Origin of the sequence: Aquabacterium lacunae, assembly GCF_004310865.1 — a bacterium.
Classification (GTDB): Bacteria; Pseudomonadota; Gammaproteobacteria; order Burkholderiales; family Burkholderiaceae_C; genus Aquabacterium; species Aquabacterium lacunae.
In genome coordinates this window covers 339,258-356,744 of record NZ_SIXI01000004.1, presented here as the reverse complement: position 1 = coordinate 356,744, position 17,487 = coordinate 339,258, and the positions used below count along the sequence as shown (strand labels likewise).

The window sequence follows — 17,487 nt, the reverse complement described above, 5'->3', positions numbered from 1 at the left end:
AGGCACTCAGGCTGGGTACAGCGCACCCAGCACCCGGGGCCCACGGGCCCCCGTGACGGCCGGCACATTGCCCGGCCGTTTTGCATGGTGGGCCCAGGCCAGCCACGCGAAGGCGGCGGCTTCCACTTCCATGGGGGGCAGCTGCCGTGCGGCACTGGTGTGCACCACCGTGCCGGGTGCGGCGCCTTGCACCTTGGACGCCAGGCGGGCCATCAGGTGGCCGTTCAGCGCGCCACCGCCACACACCAGCACCTCGCGGGCACCACCGTGCAGCACGTCGGCTGCACAGCAGGCGGCCGTCAGCTCGCACAGCGTGGCCTGCACATCGGCGGCGCGTGCGGCCTGCGTGGCGGCATCGGGCAAACCGCAGCGGGCCAGCCAGGCCTGCAGCCAGTCGGCGTGGAACAGGTCACGCCCGGTGCTTTTGGGCGCGGCCTGCGCGAAATAGGGGTCGGCCAGGGCGAGCGCCAGCCAGTCGGCCTGCACCTGCCCGGTGGCCGCCCAGGCGCCATCGGCGTCATAGGGCAGGCCGCGGTGGGCCTGCACCCACAGGTCCATCAGCACATTGCCGGGGCCGCAGTCGTGGCCCCTGGGGGGCTGGCCTGGCGCCAGCAGGCTGATGTTCGAGATGCCGCCGATGTTCAGCCCGGCCACCACGGCATCCGGGCGACCGAACAGGGCGTCATGGAAGATGGGCACCAGCGGCGCACCTTGCCCGCCTGCGGCCACATCGCGGCTGCGGAAATCGGCGACCACATTCACGCCCGACAGCTCGGCCAGCAGGGCAGGGGCCAGCAACTGCAGGGTGTAGCCCAGCTCGGGGCGGTGTCGCACGGTCTGGCCATGGGCGCCCGCGGCTTGCACAGGCACATCGGGTTGCGCCTGGCGCAGCGCCATCACCACCTCGGCATACACCACGCTCAGCGCCTGGCTGGCGAGGGCCGCCCGGTTCAGTTCGTCGGCGCCCGGGGTGTTCAAGGCCATCAGTTCCTGGCGCAGCGGCTCGGGAAAGGGCTGGTGCGCATGCGCCAGTGAGCCCAGCCATTGGCCATCGGGCCCGATCAGCCCGAGCACGCCGTCGACACCGTCCATCGAGGTGCCCGACATCAGGCCGATGAAGGCCTGTGGCTGCGCCATGGGCTTATTCGAAGCGGGGGCCGCTGCTGGCGCCGGCCGTCTGCATCTGGTCGGCCATGTCCAGGCGTGGCGCCGTCAGCACGGCCATGCGGCGGAACTGCGCCAGCGCGACGGGTGACAGCTGCGTGCTTTCCGAGGCGCGCGCGATCTGCATCGGATCCACATGGGCGCCATTGACCTTGAATTCGAAGTGCAGATGCGGACCGGTGGCCCAGCCCGTGGCCCCCACAGCGCCGATGTTGTCACCCTGGCTGATGGCCTGGCCCTTGCGCACATTGATGCGGCTGAGGTGGGCGTACACGGTCATGCGGTTGCCCGAGTGCTGAACCTGCACCACGTTGCCATAGCCGTTCTGCACACCGGCAAAGGCCACCACGCCGTCACCCACCGAGCGCACCGGGGTGCCGGTGGGCGCGCCATAGTCCACCCCCAGGTGCGCCTTCCAGCGCTGCAGGATGGGGTGGAATCGCATGGCAAAGCCCGAGGTCACGCGCGAGAAGGCCAGCGGCGAGGCCAGGAACGATTTGTTCTTGCTCTTGCCGCTCAGGTCGTAATAGGCGGCCTTGCGGCCCGGTTCCTGGAACCAGACGGCGTCGTGCACCTTGCCCTGGTTGATGAAGCGTGCGGCCAGCACCTTGCCGGCCGAGCCGCCCCAGGTGATGGGTTCACCATCGGCCGTGTGGGCTTCATAGACCACACTGAAGGCATCCCCCTTGCGCAGTTCGCGTCGGAAGTCGATCTCGGAGCCGAAGATCTCGGCCATCTGGTTGGCGATGGCGTCGGGCACCTTGGCGTCGTCGGTGGCCTGGTACAGCGACGACTGGATCGTGCCCGAGGCCACCTGCGACTGCACCTGCAGCGGGGCCTGTTCGGCGCGGGCCGAGAACTCGCCATCAGGGCGACCACCGGCGCGCTGCACCGTGATGCGGGTGAAGTGGGTGTCGAGCTGTTCGGCGTCTTGTGACGGGCCGCGCACCACCAGTTCCACCAGGCGGCCTTCTTCCACGATGGCCTTGAGCATGCGGCCGCTGCGGCCGGTCATGACCTGGCTGGCCACCGCATCGGCGCGGATGAACTGTGCGGCTTGCGCATCGTCCACGCCAAGGCGGCGCAGCAGGCTGTCCACCGTGTCGGAGGGGTGGGTCAGGGCGCTGCGGTACAGGCGCAGCGAGGCGTTGTCCAGGGCCGCCACTTGCTCGGGCAGCTGGGGCAGCGGCAGCGCTTCTTCAATCTGCTGGATGGTGGGGGCGATGCGGCTGTCGTCGGCGGCCAGCGGGGCCACACCGAATGCGGTGGCCGCCGAGCCGGCCAGCACCACCAGGGTGGCGGCCATCAGGCGGCGGGGGTGACGATGCACGGCCTCCTGGGCCGCCTCAGCCAGAGTCAACAGTCGATGCAAGTGTTCAGAAGCCAAAAGCTGTCCCCTAGAATCCCCGCCGCGCCGTGTGCACATCGCATTTCGCGATGTGACAAAGGCATGACACCCTCGGAAAAGTGTGCGCAGTATAGCCGCCAGCCTTCCGGTGTCATCTCCCTGCCAGCCTTATCGGCCGTCTTTACACATCCGTGAGATCTTCCATGTCTGCCCCAGATCAAGCCGCTGCCAACGCCCCCAAACACCCTGTCACCGACCGCGTGCTGGAGGCCCTGGCGGTCACCCGCCGAGGCGTGGAAGAGCTGCTGCCTGAAAACGAATGGGTGGCCAAGCTGGCCCGTTCGGAGGCCACGGGCGTGCCCTTGCGCATCAAGCTGGGCCTGGACCCCACGGCGCCCGACATCCACCTGGGCCACACCGTGGTGCTCAACAAGCTGCGCCAGCTGCAGGACCTGGGCCACCAGGTGATCTTCCTGATCGGTGACTTCACCTCCCTGATCGGTGACCCGTCGGGCCGCAACACCACCCGCCCGCCGCTCACGCCCGAGCAGGTCAAGGCCAATGCCGAGACCTATTACAAGCAGGCGAGCCTGGTGCTCGACCCGGCCCGCACCGAGATTCGCTACAACAGCGAATGGTGCGACGCCCTGGGCGCGCGCGGCATGATCCAGCTGGCCAGCCGTTACACCGTGGCCCGCATGATGGAGCGCAACGACTTCCACGACCGCTTCCACGCCGGCACCTCCATCAGCGTGCACGAGTTCCTGTACCCCCTGATGCAGGGCTACGACTCGGTGGCCCTGAAGTCTGACCTGGAGCTGGGCGGCACCGACCAGAAGTTCAACCTGCTGATGGGGCGCCACCTGCAGGCCGAATACGGCCAGGAAGCCCAGTGCATCCTGACCATGCCCCTGCTGGAGGGCCTGGACGGCGTCGAGAAGATGTCGAAATCCAAGAACAACTACATCGGCATCAGCGAGGCCCCGAACGACATGTTCGGCAAGCTCATGAGCGTGAGCGACACCCTGATGTGGAAATACTTCACGCTGCTGAGCTTCCGCCCCATGGACGAGATCGGCCGCCTGAAGGCCGAGTGCGAGGGCGGCCGCAACCCCCGCGACGCCAAGGTCATGCTGGCCCAGGAGATCGTGGCCCGCTTCCACAGCCAGGCCGCGGCCGAAGCGGCCCTGCAGGATTTCGTGAACCGATCGAAGGGCGGCATTCCCGATGACATCCCCGAGGCCACCCTGGGCATTGCTGCCGACGGCCTGGGCATTGGCGCCCTGCTCAAGCAGACCGGCCTGGTGCCCTCCACCAGCGAGGCCAACCGCATGCTGGACCAGGGTGGCGTGCGGGTGGACGGCGCCGTGGTGACCGACCGCGCACTGAAACTGGGGGCTGGCCAGCACGTGGTGCAGGTCGGCAAGCGGAAGTTCGTGCGGGTAACTCTTAATGTTCAGTGATTACCCGCACCCCCGACTGAGGGGTAAGTGCCTCGGTTTGGTGTTTTCCTGAGGCGTTTTACCGGTCGTTACTGTGACCTCCGGTTGTGAAGCGCTCGGCACCCCCGGTATGCTTTGTCCGTACAGGCTTCAGAGCTTGTGCTTGGTGGACAGGAAGACGCGGATGCCTGACCTCCCGGCAGTAAAAAATTGCCAAAAGGGCCGCTTTAGTGGAGATAGACATGAAATTCGAAATGAAGTCTCTGGTTGTTGCCGCTGCGCTGGTCGCCGCTGGTGCCGCCAACGCCGCTGCCGTGACCGGTAACGTCGGCCAAGCCGTGGTTGTGAGCGATCCCGCAGGTTCGGGCCGTCAAGCCGAACTGACCCTGCTGACCGGTTCGTCGGGCACCCTGACCTTCAGCAACTGCGACAGCTCGTTCTGCTACGACGGTTCTGACCCCTCGACCGCTGGCGGCCTGATCTCGGCCCTGAACGCCGGTCAAGTCACCATCGAACCCGTGTCGCCCGCCACCGGCGGCGAACTGCGCCAAGACGAAACCGACATCCTGAGCCGCTATTCGGCTTTCGCTTCGGCCCCCGTGACCTCGGTGACCGCTGATGACCAGACCGGCCAAGTGCTGCGTGTGGGCTCGGCCGGTGGTGCCAAGCAAACTGGCGTGCGCAACAGCACCCTGACCGGTGGTTTCGCCAGCGTGACCAACCTGTCGTTCGACCTGGTCAACCGCACCGTGTCGGCCACCCTGTTCGGCGTGAAGAGCGCTGTGGGCACCCGTCCTGCCGTGACCTATGACCTGGGCACCCAAACCCTGTGGACCATCGGCACCCTGACCGGCCCGACCACCATCCCTCCTTCGGCTCTGACCGCTGCTGACCCCGTGGCCGCCATGAGCGCTGCTGGTTTCACCAACATCCAGCGCCTGACCGACGCTCGCGGCGTGTACTACACCGCTGAAGCCCAAAACCAGATCGGCGACCTGCGCGTGACCACCGCTGGCTTCGACTTCTTCAAGAACTCGCTGGGCCTGACCAACGCTGGCATCTCGGCTCTGACCGCTGTGCAGAGCTACGGTGACGTGAACTCGGTCCTGAAGTTCTCGGTGCGTGAAGTGCCGGAACCCAGCACCTACGCCATGATGGCCATCGGTCTGGTGGGTCTGGGCTTCGCCGCCCGTCGCCGCGCCAAGTAATTGGTGTTGCACGCAAGGCCAGGTGGTGTAAGCCTGGCCTTGTGACAAGCCGCTCATGCGCTAGCATTCGAGCGGCTTTTTGTTTGTTGTAGTGTGAAGCACAAGTTTTTGGAGACGACATGAACCGTTCCGTGTTGGCGCGTACCGGCGTGGTGGCTGCCCTGATGGCTGCTGGTTGCACCTTCTCGCCCCTGGCTGCAGCCGCTGGCGACACCCTGTCCCTGAAGATTGCCAGCGCCTTGCGCGAGCGCACCTTCTGGAATGCTGGCGCCATCCACGTGAACGTGAAGACCAAGTCGGGTGATACCTATGACGTCGATGGGCCGAATGGGAAGGTGATCAACAAGAGCATGCTGCCTCAGTTCATCGGCACTGGCAGTGCCAATACGGCTGGGACACCCGCAAATCGTTTGTACAACGAATTCCTCAAGATCGTCGCTCTGGACAAGATCTCTGCCTCTGATACCGACCTTCGGAATTTGGCAACAGCCTTGGCTGGTAATAACAATGGTTTGTCATTGCTGAAGAGCGATATGGACGCTCTCGGACTGGATTCTTTGGGTACACCCACGGGTATCAAGGGCGTTGCTCAACCCAAGATGTCTACTGGTGGGCTCAGTATCGGTTACTACTTGGATGACGAACACAAGTGGGCGGTAGAAACCTATGTGCTCGCCGCGCCTCTGACCACAGCCGTTTCAGCAACTGGCAAGGCACGTTATCGGATTGTTGAGGACGCTGACGGGCAGCAGGTGGAAGTGCTCTCACCTTTCGGGTTAGAGGGACAAAATATTCTCACATCCAAATTGTTGCCGCCCACGGTGATGTTCGGTAGGTACTGGGGGGACGCTAATGCCAAATTCAGGCCTTACACGGGCGCGTTGGCCATGTATGCAATTTTCTATGACACCAAAGCAGAACAAGCACTGAACAGTTACGTGGGTGGTAGCAATCCTGGCGATACCACGGTATCCATCAAGAACGCCTTTGGCGCTGGCCCAATGCTGGGTTTCAGGTATGCATTGGGTGATTCTTGGCGCGTCAACTTCTCATTGGGGTCGGTCAAGCTCAAAACCACCGCGACGCTGACAACTCGTAACAGCCGATTCACCAAAGACACACCGGCCGTACTGGACTTTGGTAACGATGAGGCGGGTCTTCTTAACAACATTACCGGCACGATCCTGACCGGCGAGGGCGTCGCTGCGATCAAGGGCACGACTGCCAGTCGCCAGAAGCTGTTCGCAGACCTCGGAGGTGTCACTGGTATCGTGACTCGTGTTTCTCAGGTTGTCTCTGGTAACAACACGGGTACCTATGTCAGAAAGACGGACACAGTCCTTAACAACACGATCTACATGCTGTCCATCGGCCGCGACTTCTGATCCGGGCCACAGCATTCATCAAGGAGGCCTATGGCCTCCTTTTTCTTTGGGGAAGCGGGTAAACACGCCCCCTTTGCGGGTGCCTTGCCCGCGGCCGGAAGCTCTCCTAGCATCTTGGCACCCGGTTCATCCGGGATCACAAATATTCAGGAGAGTTTTCATGTCCATGGGCCCATCATTTCCCAGGCTTGCCGCGTGTGCGCTCGTCTGGCTCAGTGCGGCGGTGCCGGCCGCTGCTGCGGAACCGTCGTTGTCGCTCAAGATTTCTTCTGCGCTTCGCGACCGCACGTTCTGGAATGCGGGCGCCATCCATGTGAACGTGCAGACCAAGTCCGGGGAAACCTACGATGTTGACGGCCCCAATGGCAAGGTGCTGCCTCTGAGCTTGCTGCAAACCATGGTGGGTGGCGCCACAGTGGACACACCTGGTTCGCCTTCGAATCGCCTGTTCAATGACATCTTGCGCATGATGGCCCAGGACGGCATCACGGGTTCGGAAACCGATGCCAAAGACATCGCCAGGAACATGGCGCGGTTTGCCAATGCCTTGCCACGTCTCAGCGCCACCATGTCGAACCTGGGTTTGGACGCACTGGGCACACCCCCGGGCATACGTGGGCAGGCCAGTCGTTCCATGTCCACGGGTGGCATCAGCTTGGGCTATTACCTGGACGATGACCACCAATGGGCGGTGGAGACCTATGTGCTGGCGGCCCCGCTGACCACGTCAGTGACCGCCACCGGGCGGCCACGATATCGCGTGGTGCTGGACGGCGATGGGCAGGAGGTCGAAGTGTTGTCCCCGTTTGGCCTGGAGGGGCAGCAGATCTTGAGCAGCAAGCTGTTGCCGCCCACGGTGATGTTCGGGCGCTACTGGGGCAGCGCGTCGTCCAGGTTCAGGCCTTACACGGGTGCCCTGGCCATGTACGCCATTTTTTATGACACCAAGGCGACGCCGGCGCTCAATGCCTATGTGGGGGGAAGCAATCCTGGCGACACCTCGGTGTCGATCAAGAACGCGTTCGGTGCAGGCCCCATGCTGGGGTTTCGGTATGCGCTCAATGATTCGTGGCGCGTCAACTTCTCGATCGGGTCCGTCAAGCTGAAGACGCAGGCCACCTTGGTGACTCGCAACAGCCGCTTTGACAAGAACACGCCGGCCATCCTCGACCTGGGCAATGACCAGGCTGGATTGGTGGACAACGTGACGGGCGTGATCTTGGCAGGCGAAGGCCTCCTGGCGGTCAGAGGCGCTGACGGGTCCAGCAGAAGCCGACTTTATGATGCGTTGGGCGGGATCACCGCGATCACCACCCGCGCAGCGCAGAGTTTTTCTGGGAATTCGTCTGGCACCTACGTCAGAAAAACAGACACCCAATTGACCAACACGATTTACATGCTCTCAATTGGGCGCGATTTTTGATACGTATTGGTTGAATTGATCCGAAAGGCGTCAGTTCCGAATCAGATAACTCATCTGAATCGAAAACTCGGCTTTGTTCGCTTGTTCGCGTGGATCGGATGCCAAGCTATCATTTTGTTCATAGCTCGATGCAAGCACCGATCGCGCAGCGTTGACTCCGCCAAAGCTGCGCCAGTAAAGGCTGGCACCAGTACCAGTCAACGCCAAACCTCTGGTGAAATACCTTCCCGTGACCAACAGTGCGCCGTCGATCGTTTTCCGAACGGTGAAGCCCGCCTTTTGAAATGCTTCAGTTTGTTGTTCGCGTGTTTTGCCTGCGATTTGGTTCAGCGGAATTTTTGGGCCAATCCAATCGGTAAAGCCCCAGACTGGCGCGTTCAATTGGCTGTACTTCATTTGCGGTCTTGTGCTTGTTGCCGAAGAGGCTCCATTGAAGTTGGTGTAGACCGTTTTATCACGAGCAACTAGGCGAAACTCTGTTTCAGAAACTTTGCCGCCAATGCCCATGGCTGAGCGAGAAAATGTCCAGTTGAAACCGCTTTTGAACAGTCCCTCTATGATCGATCCTTCAGTCAGGTCGATTTTCACTTCACTCCATGGCGCTGAGAGATCGATACGGTAGGTCGTTGTCAAACCGCCTGCAATGGCCGCCTCTGACAGATAGTGCGCCTTGTAGCTTGTGCCAGCATTGGCGGTGACCTGCCCCTTGAAATCTTGGCCAAAAGCATTGAATCCGAATTGGATGCAGTATGGGTCTTGTTCCACAAGGGCCGACACAGCAACAGCACCCAACCCTTGGCAAGACACACCGGGCAGCATGCTGAACTGTGCGCGTTGCTGCGTGGGCAGCACAGTGATCGCCACCGGAGGCAAGCTGGGATCACTGGGTTGAAGCAGGTGGTCCTGACCAGGCTGCAAGGTGACTGTTTGCGCTTGTGCACCAACGGGTGTGATGAGGGCCAAGGACAGGGCAGCTGCCGCAGCCAGCAAGTGTCGTTGCATGTGAACTCCTGAGTGATGAATGGATGGTTGGGGCGAGCCCCGCGGGCAGTTTGCCCCCCGCTCCGCTGGACATGCACCGTGTAAACCCTCTGGTTGGGGCGTTGAACACCGGCCCGTGGGCTTGCAACTGAACAAGAGAATTTCAGGCCCTTCAAAAGTGTGCTTCTCAGGCATTCCTCGCGTTTGCCCTGATCCGTACCCCGTGTTTGATGGGGGACGAAACCCCTCGGTTCATGCCATGCCCTAGGGCAAACCCAAGGAGTTCAGCGGCCACGATTGAATGCGCTGCAGGCAAGATGAAGTCGTCGGTTCAACAAACACTCTCACAAACGGAGTACACAGATGGCTAACACCTTCAAGCTTGCTTTCGCTGCCGCCCTGATCGCTACCACTGGCGCTGCCTCGGCCCTGACCCTGAATACCGCTGGCCTGAAAGCCAACTCGGTCCTGACCTTCACCCCTGCTGCCTACGGTTCGTCCACTGGCGCTGGCGTTGACTTCAAGGCCATCGGCAACATGACCCGCCTGGCTGACGTCATTTCCTTCGACGAGGAACTGCAGGAAGACGTGCCTGCCGCCTCGTTCAACCAGCCGGTGACCAAGGCCACCGTCAATGTCGGTTTCGACCTGAAGATCACCCCGGTGTCTGGCGAAGCTATTCGCTCGGGCCTGAAGATCGTGCGTGGCGCCCGCTGGATCGGCGTTGCCAACTTCAAGGTCGACTTCGAAAAGACCACCGTTTTCGCTGACATCATCAAGTCGGACGGCACCGTGATCGCTGCTGCCCCGCTGTACACCTTCACCGACCCCAAGGACACCAAGATCAGCCTGAAGGGCCTGGTGCTGAACCAGACCGGTTCGGTCAACACCCTGAAGTTCGCCGCTGGCGCTGCTGAAGAAGTGTCCAATGCTCTGGCCCTGTCGGGTGCACTGCGTGCCACCCTGATCGAACTGGACTGGGGCAACATCGTCATCAACGTGACCTCGTTCAAGCGCTCGCCCGCCGTGTCGACCAAGCCGCTGACCGCCGCCGACTTCGCTGCCGCTCAGTGATCGCTGTCGTGTGATCCCTTGTCGCTCAGGCGACGAGGGGCACCCTGCGCAAAGCCTCCCGTTCGGGGAGGCTTTTTTTTTGCATCTTGGGTCACCGCGGGGATACCCGGGGTCTCCTGTGGGGGATTTTTGTGGCGAATGCACATGTCGTACCCCCGGTTCAGGGGAAGCCATTAGATTGATTCATACACATGAATCAAACGAGTCGGCATCATGAGTCATCCCTCGACACAACGATTTAGACGGAGATCTCAAGATGACCTTTCATCGTTTCGCCCTGACGGGTGTGATGGCTGTTGCCGGCCTGGCAGTCTCGACCGGTGCCTCTGCGCTGACCCTCAACACGGCGGGCCTGAAGGCAACCTCGGTCCTGACGCTGTCGTATGCTGGTTACGGCTCGGCGACTGGCGCCGGGGTGAGTTTCGTGCCGCTGGGCAACATGACCAAGATCGGTGATGTGTCGGTCTACGACCCTGATCTGGACGAAAATGTGCTGGTTCCCAGCTACAACCAGCCCGTCACCAAGGCCGACGTGGCCGTGGGTTGGGACCTGAAGATCAAGCCGAAGTCGGGCCAGGCCAGTCGCTCGGCACTGCAACTGGTGCGCACCGGCAAGGGTGGCGTCAAGAACTGGGTGGTGCTGGCCAACTTTGATGTGAATTTCACCGACAAGATGCTGTACGGCGATGTGTTCACCTCGGCAGGCACCGTGCTGAACCACGTTCCCATCTATTCATTCAAGGACAATGGCGACCTGAAGATCAGCCTCAAGGGTCTGGCGCTGACCATGAAGCAATCGATCAGCGAGCTGTATTTCCAGCCGGTGACCAGCGACGAAATCGGCAAGACCTTGGCGCTGTCGGTGCCTCTGAAGGCCGTGCTGGTGTCCACAGACTGGGGCAACATCAAGATCGACGTGTCCACCGCTTTGCGCATCCCCAAGGTCAACGACAAACCTTTGACCATCGCAGACATTCCTGCACCCTGAGGTTCATCCGGTCACGGCCGCTTGCATCAAGCGGGTCAACCTCTCCAAGCCCTGCCTGCGCAGGGCTTTTTCGTTGGCGCGTCATTCATCCGTTCGCAAGCGCGCCGGTTTCGCGAGGTTTGAGTTGCCCCACCCACACCACGAGCAGCGCGCTGGTGACCAAGGCCAGCCAGCCGCACCGTTCATAGCCGGTGACCAGGCCGTTGGGCGCACGGCTGATGAGCAGCCCACCCACCCACGAGGCCAAACCCATGGTGGCCGACATGATGGCGTTGTTCACGCTCATGAAGCCGCCACGCAAGTGGGCAGGTGGTGTGGCGGTCAGCAGTGCCATGCCGGGCACCATGCGTCCTGACACCAGCACGAAAAACGCGGTGGTGACCACCAGCAGCAGTGGCAGACTGGCCTGCTGCATGTGTGTCAGGGCCATCATGGGCAGCACTGCTGCCACCACCAGGCCACGGTACACCTTCTCTTTGCCCCAGGTGTCGGCCAACCGCCCCCACAAGCGTGAGGTGAACAGCGTGGCCACGCCGCCCGCCAGGTACACCCAGGGCACCTGCTGGGGCTGAAGGCCCAGATTGGTGGTGGTGTAGATGGTGATGTAGGGGATGATGGAAAAGCTGCCCAGCATCATCAGGGTCGACAGGGTGAAGGCCTTCCAGTGGGCGGGCACCTTGAGCACTTCGGCCAAGCCATGCCAGGGCCTCATGCCCGAGGTCTGGGCCTGCAGGTGGCCTCGCAGTTCGGGCACCAGGCGCAGTGCCGCCAGCAAGATCAGCACCGAGGCTGCCGCCAGCACGATGAAAGGGGCGTGCCAGCCCCAGACGGAGGCCAGCCACAACGAGGCAGGCACACCCGCCACCGTGGACAGTGAGAAGGCGGCCATCACCACGCCCATGGCCTGGCCCCGCCGTTGATAAGGCACGGTGTCGGCCACGATGGTCTGCACCAGGGCGCCCAGCACACCGCCGAACACGCCGGCCAGCACCCGTGCCACCATCAGGCTGATGTAGGTCGGTGCCAGGCCGCAGGCCAGGGTGGCCAGTGCGAAACCGGCGTACAGGCCCACCAGCGTGCGGCGCCGCTCGATGCGGTCGATGAACAAGGAGGCCGTGAGACCCGATGCCCCGGCGGCCAGCGAATACGCCGACACCAGCAGGCCGAATTGTGCGTCAGACAGTCCGAACAGCTGCGTGAGCTGTGGCCCCAGTGGCATCATGACCATGAAGTCCACGATGTGGGTGAACTGCACGGCGGCCAGGCACCACAGCATCCAGCGCTCTTGGCGCTCGGTCAACAAAGGGGCAGGGTGCATCGGTCGCTCGGCGTGGCAGGCAATGTGCCAGTATCGGTGATGCGTTCACGCCGCTTTCATGCAAGGGCATTGATGGCCCCTGGCGACACGAGCTTGCAGGCGGTGCCGCCTCAGGCTGCGCGCGGAGCGCCGGCCGTGGACATGATCTGTGGCTGACCCGTCAGACCGTCGGCCAGGTAATCGACGATCCAGTCGACCACTTCGAACGGCTTGTCCTCGACCAGGCGGTCCAGGCCCAGCACGGTCTGGCGCATCAGCACGCTGGCATCCGAGAGGGCGTGCAGCATGTTGGCTGTGGCCAGCACGGTCAGGAAGAACAGCCGCTCGCGGCTGCGGTGGGGAATCAGGCGTTCGAGGTGCTCGCACACACGCACCATGTGAGCCTGGCTGCAGCCCACCAGCTGATCCTGGCCCATGTGCTGGGGTTGCCAGGTCAGGCGTGACAGGAAGCGAATGGCCATGCGGCCTTCTGCCGAGCCGGCATAGATCAGCACGGCCGGGGTCACCCACAGGCGCATGACGTCGCGCACGGTGAGTTCATCGCGTGTGGCGGCCTCGTCCATGGTGGCCAGTGCCTGTTCCTGCATGGGCAGCAGCTGGTCTTGCACATGGCGCAGCACGGCGGCCACCAGGCCCTCCTTGCTCTGGAAGTGGTAGTGCACCGCCGAGGGGTTGGCCTGACCGGCGGCACCCACGATCTGGCGAAGCGACACACCGTCGACGCCGTGCTTGGCGAAGAGGGTCAGGGCCGCACGCACGATGGCATCCCGGGTGTCGACATCCTGGGTGCGTGAACGCGGTGAAGGTGATCGGGGGGCCGTAGGTGACATGCGAATGCATTCTGCTTGTTTGTGCATTCAATATGTGCGCCACCTCGGGACACTCCCGCCCCTCGATTCAAGGAAGGGTAGTCCCTGAGCGAAACGCAAGCTCGCAGACAATGGGCGCCATGCATCCGTTCACGTTTTCATTCGCGCGGCTCACTTCGCCCTGGCAGTTGCGTTTGTGGCCCTGGTTCCTGGCCGCTGTGCTGTTGCCGACTTTGCTGGCGCCCAGTGACCCGCCCATGATCACCTTCTACAACCAGATCCTGTCGGTGGCGGGGTGGGGGGCGTGCGTCTGGGCGCTGGGGCGTGCAGGTGCGCAGCAATTGGTGGCGCCCGGGTCGCCAGTGGCCCGGTTGCGCAGCAAAGGGCTGGTGGGCCTGTCGGTGGCACTTCTGGTGTGCATGACCGCCGCAGGCGTGTCGATGGTATGGCGCGGGCTGGCCGAAGGCCTGGCGCTCATGGCCATGGGCTCCATGGCCTGTGCCTTGGTGTTGCTGCATGTGTTGTTTCGCACCAGCCAGGAGCGGGGCGCTTCCACCGTGATGGATCTGCTGGCCCGGGCCCTGGTGCTGACGGTCGCCGTGGCTGTGCTGCTGTCGTTCATCCAGGTGTTCCTGCCATCGGTGCCTGATGGCCGCCTGCTGGCCATCCCCACCATGGCGGGCCGCGCCGTGGCCAATCTGCGTCAGCCCAACCACCTGGCCACCATGCTGGTGCTTGGCAGCATGGCGGCGGTGTGGGTGGCCCGCCGCGGGCAGTGGTCGGTGCTGGCCACGGCCACGCTGGTGGCGCTGGCCATGGGCGGTGTGGTGATGACGGCGTCTCGCACCGGCATGGTGGGCAGTGCGCTGCTGCTGGTGTGGGCGCTGCGTGACCGGCGCATGCCTGCGGCCTTGCGCCTGGCTGCGGCCTCGGCACCGCTGTGGTACGCCGCCTGGTGGGCGTTCATGTACTGGTGGAGCCATGCGGCCGAAGGTCACGCTTTCGCTGCAGCGGCCCGCCTGGGAGACGGCAGCGACATCTCCAGCTCGCGCTTTGCCATCTGGGCCAATGTGCTGCAACTGGTGGCGCAGCACCCCTGGACCGGTGTGGGCTGGGGCGAGTTCAACGTGGCCTGGACCTTCACGGCCTTCCCGGGCCGGCCCACGGCCTTCTTTGACCACACGCACAACATCGTGCTGCAGTGGCTTGTGGAGTTGGGCCTGCCAATGGCCGCGGTGGTGATCGTGGGTGTGGTGCTGGCCTTCTGGGCCTTGTGGCAACAGTGGGGCCTGCCCCCCGAGGGGGATGTTGAGGCTGCCGAACGCCACAGCCTGGTGTGCTTGAGTGGTTCGCTGGTGGCCATGGCAGGTCTGCACAGCCTGCTGGAGTACCCCTTGTGGTACACCTACTTCTTGCTGCCGACCGCAGCGGCCTGGGCGGTGGGCCTGGCTGCAGCGGCTGGGGCGCCTCTGGAGGTGGTGCCGCCTGCAGGGACTCATCAGGTGCCCTCGGGTGTTGCCTTTGCAGATTGGCGTGCCGTGGCCGGTGCGGCCATGGCGGCCGGCGCAGTGTGGTGTGCGCTCGATTACCAATGGGCTGTGAACGTGTACGCCCCGCGCTATGGCCATGCCCCGCTGAACGACCGCATCGAATCGGCCCGTAAGCGCCTGTGGTTCGGCTACCAGGCCGACTACGCGCATGTGAACGGACCTGATCTCGACGAGGCGCCGCGCCCGGTGCATGATTTTTCGCGCACCTTGCACAACATCGTCGACACGCGGCTGATGGTGGCTTATGCGCGCGCACTGCATGCCGAGGGGCAGCTCGACAAGGCGCGGTACGTGGTGGCTCGCCTGCGCGAGTTCAAACCCCCGCGCAGCAATGCTTTCCTCAAGCCTTGCTTCCAGCCCGAGCCCGGGCAGCCCCTGGCGTGGCAATGCCAGCCGCCTGAACGCAGCTACCACTGGCGCGAATTGATGCCGGATCAGGCCGGCGTGCGCTGACCGTCCGGGTGCTGCCAGTCACCGCTTTTGCCGCCGGTCTTGGACAGCAGGCGAATGCCGTCCAGGGTCATGCCCTTGTCGGCGGCCTTGAGCATGTCATACACCGTGAGCAGGCCCACCTGCACACCGGTCAGGGCTTCCATTTCCACACCCGTGGGGCCCACAGTCTGGGCCGTGACGCGGCACCAGATGGCCGGCGGCTCGGCCTGAACCTCGAAGGCCACGGCCACCTTGCTCAGGGGCAGGGGGTGGCACAGCGGGATCAGCTCGGAGGTGCGCTTGGTGCCCTGGATGGCGGCAATGCGCGCCACGCCCAGCACATCACCCTTGCCGGCTGTGCCTTGCGTGACCAGTGCCAGCGTGCTGGCCTGCATGCGGATGCAGCCCTCAGCCACGGCCACGCGCAGGGTGTCGGCCTTGGCTGACACATCCACCATGTGGGCCTGGCCCTGGGCGTCGAAATGGGTGAGCGGGTTCATCGCAGGTTGCTGGGTGTAAAACAGGAAGCTGAACCCGATTGTGGCGGCTTTCCGGGCTTGTGCGACAGGCGGGCGGCGTATGCTGTGGGTCTGTCTGACTTCCACCCGCCGAGATGGCCCTGCTCCCTCGCCGTCGGTCTCACACCCGCCCCGTGCCCCTGGCTGCAGCCCTCGTGGTGGCGTGTGCCTGTGCAGTGCCTTCGCAAGCGGCTGCGCCGGGTGCTCCCGGTGTGGCCTTGCCCTCGATGGGTGATGTCAGTTCGCAGTCGCTCAGCCCGGTGGCCGAGCGCAAGCTGGGCGATCGCATCATGCGCTCGGTGCGCCGAGATCCGGCGGTGGTAGATGATCCGCTGGTGCAAGAACATGTGCAGCGCATCTGGGACAGCCTGCTGACCAGTGCGCGCCGCCGCGGCGAGATCACCGAAGACTTCGATGCCGTCTATGCATGGCAGCCCTTCCTGGTGAAGGATCGCAGCGTCAACGCCTTCGCTTTGCCGGGCGGCTACATCGGCATCCATTTCGGGTTGCTGGCGGTCACGGCCACGCCGGAAGAGTTCGCCTCGGTGCTGGCGCACGAGCTGTCGCACGTCACGCAGCGGCACATCGCCCGGCTGATGAACCAGTCGAAAGAAGCCTCGTGGGTCAGCATTGCGTCGATGGTGCTGGGTGCCATCGCCCTGAGCCGCAGCCCGCAGGCCGGGCAGGCCCTCATCCTGGGCGGTCAGGGGCTGGCCCAGCAGGGGCAGCTGAACTTCTCGCGCGACATGGAGCGCGAGGCCGACCGCGTGGGGCAGGGCGTGCTCGATGACGCCGGTTTCGACCCCACAGGCATGGCCCGCATGTTCGAGCTGCTGGCTCGCGCTTCGCGGCTGAACGACGACAACAGCTTCCCCTACCTGCGCACCCACCCCCTGACCACGGAGCGCATCGGCGAGGCACAAGCCCGCCTCGGTGGCAGCAGCCTGGGCGGCTTGCGTGCGAACCGACCGCTCAGTGCCAGCGCGCAGGCGCTGGCCGTGGCACAGCAGATGGTGTCGGCGCGCTCGCGGGTGCTGATGGACCCGCGCAGCACCTCCCTGGGCCCCATGCTCGCTCAAGCCGAGTTGCCCAACGAGCGCTTGCCCGCTGGGGTGAACCCGCTGGTGGCCCATTACACCGGCCTGGTGGCCGCCGTGGCACTGAGAGATGCTGCCCAGGTGGACGCCTTGTCGCGCAAGGTGCGCGAGGACGTGGCCGCCTTGCCCGATGCCCAGGCGCCCACCGCGCGCCGCCTGTGGCAGCTGACCTGGGCCGAAGGCCTGATCGACACGGGGCGCGCGGCCCAGGGCCTGGCCATGTTGCAGCCCAGCCTGATGACAGGCCGCCCGCTGGAGCCCGGCAGTGCGTCGGCGCTCCAGCCCCAGGCCCGGCCCGAGCTGATGCTGCGCGCCCGTGCGGCCCTCAACCTGCCCGAAGTGCGTGATGGGCGAGGTGAGGTGCAGGCAGCGCTGGGCGATGCGGCCTCGCGCCTGCAGGCCTTGCAAGCCGAAGCCCAGGGGCAGGACCTGGCCGCCTGGCAGTTGCTGGGCGCTGTGTTCACCCGCCTGAATCAGCCCCTGCGCGCAGTGCGCGCCGAAGCGGAGGCCGCTGCCCTGATGGGTGATCTTCAGGGCGCATTGGACCGGGTGCAGGCGGTGCGCAAGCGCTACCCGGCGCCTTCCAGCGCCGACCTGATCGAGCTGCAGGTGCTGGACGCCCGGGCCCGGGTCTGGATGCAAAACCTCAAGGACGACCTGCGCGACGCCCAGGGCTGACCCCTTTCCCCGCATGGATTCTCGTGCAAATGAGAATCATTCGCATAAACTGAGCCCGAGACGGATCAACCG

Annotated in this window: 14 protein-coding genes; 8 read left to right on the top strand and 6 right to left on the bottom strand. The window is 64.0% G+C overall.

The genetic code is table 11. The features are described from left to right. Positions 1-6: 6 nt before the first annotated feature. Both EYS42_RS11480 and EYS42_RS11475 read right to left on the bottom strand, forming a co-directional pair. Positions 7-1,137 (bottom strand): anhydro-N-acetylmuramic acid kinase, encoded by a 1,131-nt coding sequence (locus EYS42_RS11480; RefSeq protein ID WP_130968299.1) that lies wholly within the window; start codon positions 1,135-1,137, stop codon positions 7-9. Positions 1,138-1,141: 4 nt separating this feature from the next. Further along, positions 1,142-2,494 carry a M23 family metallopeptidase gene (locus tag EYS42_RS11475; RefSeq protein ID WP_245503615.1) on the bottom strand — a complete coding sequence of 451 codons (1,353 nt, stop codon included), beginning with the start codon at positions 2,492-2,494 and terminating at the stop codon, positions 1,142-1,144. Between the two features lie 221 nt (positions 2,495-2,715). On the opposite strand from EYS42_RS11475, the gene tyrS reads away from it, so the two are divergent. The 4 genes from tyrS (at position 2,716) to EYS42_RS11455 (ending at position 7,970) form a co-directional block, all read left to right on the top strand. Then, on the top strand, positions 2,716-3,975 hold the full coding sequence (gene tyrS / locus EYS42_RS11470; RefSeq protein ID WP_130968297.1) for a tyrosine--tRNA ligase: 1,260 nt from the start codon (positions 2,716-2,718) through the stop codon (positions 3,973-3,975). Between the two features lie 221 nt (positions 3,976-4,196). Then, positions 4,197-5,162, top strand: a complete 966-nt coding sequence (locus tag EYS42_RS11465) for a PEP-CTERM sorting domain-containing protein (RefSeq protein ID WP_130968296.1) — start codon at positions 4,197-4,199, stop codon at positions 5,160-5,162. A 119-nt stretch (positions 5,163-5,281) separates the two neighbouring features. Further along, on the top strand, positions 5,282-6,547 hold the full coding sequence (locus EYS42_RS11460) for an OmpW family outer membrane protein (RefSeq protein WP_130968295.1): 1,266 nt from the start codon (positions 5,282-5,284) through the stop codon (positions 6,545-6,547). Positions 6,548-6,626: 79 nt separating this feature from the next. Further along, positions 6,627-7,970 (top strand): OmpW/AlkL family protein, encoded by a 1,344-nt coding sequence (locus EYS42_RS11455; RefSeq protein ID WP_245503628.1) that lies wholly within the window; start codon positions 6,627-6,629, stop codon positions 7,968-7,970. 30 nt (positions 7,971-8,000) lie between these two features. Here the strand turns inward: EYS42_RS11455 and EYS42_RS11450 are convergent, their stop codons facing one another. After that, positions 8,001-8,972, bottom strand: coding sequence for a hypothetical protein (locus tag EYS42_RS11450; protein ID WP_130968293.1), 972 nt, complete (start codon positions 8,970-8,972; stop codon positions 8,001-8,003). Between the two features lie 342 nt (positions 8,973-9,314). Between EYS42_RS11450 and EYS42_RS11445 the strand changes: the two genes are divergently transcribed. Both EYS42_RS11445 and EYS42_RS11440 read left to right on the top strand, forming a co-directional pair. Beyond that, positions 9,315-10,025 carry a beta-ketoacyl-[acyl-carrier-protein] synthase family protein gene (locus EYS42_RS11445; RefSeq protein ID WP_130968292.1) on the top strand — a complete coding sequence of 237 codons (711 nt, stop codon included), beginning with the start codon at positions 9,315-9,317 and terminating at the stop codon, positions 10,023-10,025. A gap of 256 nt (positions 10,026-10,281) precedes the next feature. Continuing rightward, positions 10,282-11,013: a hypothetical protein gene (locus EYS42_RS11440; protein ID WP_130968291.1), complete on the top strand. Its 732-nt coding sequence runs from the start codon at positions 10,282-10,284 to the stop codon at positions 11,011-11,013. 85 nt (positions 11,014-11,098) lie between these two features. Here the strand turns inward: EYS42_RS11440 and EYS42_RS11435 are convergent, their stop codons facing one another. Continuing rightward, the gene (locus EYS42_RS11435; protein ID WP_130968290.1) at positions 11,099-12,331 is read right to left on the bottom strand and encodes an MFS transporter; all 1,233 of its coding nucleotides are present in this window, start codon (positions 12,329-12,331) and stop codon (positions 11,099-11,101) included. A gap of 110 nt (positions 12,332-12,441) precedes the next feature. Further along, positions 12,442-13,161 (bottom strand): TetR/AcrR family transcriptional regulator, encoded by a 720-nt coding sequence (locus EYS42_RS11430; protein ID WP_165456746.1) that lies wholly within the window; start codon positions 13,159-13,161, stop codon positions 12,442-12,444. A 119-nt stretch (positions 13,162-13,280) separates the two neighbouring features. Between EYS42_RS11430 and EYS42_RS11425 the strand changes: the two genes are divergently transcribed. Then, a complete protein-coding gene (locus tag EYS42_RS11425; protein WP_130968288.1) occupies positions 13,281-15,143 on the top strand; it encodes a PglL family O-oligosaccharyltransferase in 1,863 nt (620 codons plus the stop codon). On the opposite strand, the gene moaC is transcribed toward EYS42_RS11425, so the two are convergent. Next, entirely contained in the window at positions 15,125-15,622 is a 498-nt protein-coding gene (gene moaC, locus EYS42_RS11420) for a cyclic pyranopterin monophosphate synthase MoaC (RefSeq protein WP_130968287.1), read from the bottom strand. The two genes, EYS42_RS11425 and moaC, sit on opposite strands and share 19 nt — an antisense overlap. A 113-nt stretch (positions 15,623-15,735) precedes the next feature. Here moaC and EYS42_RS11415 point away from each other — a divergent pair, with 113 nt between their 5' ends. Next, positions 15,736-17,415 (top strand): M48 family metalloprotease, encoded by a 1,680-nt coding sequence (locus EYS42_RS11415; RefSeq protein WP_130968286.1) that lies wholly within the window; start codon positions 15,736-15,738, stop codon positions 17,413-17,415. Positions 17,416-17,487: the final 72 nt, after the last annotated feature.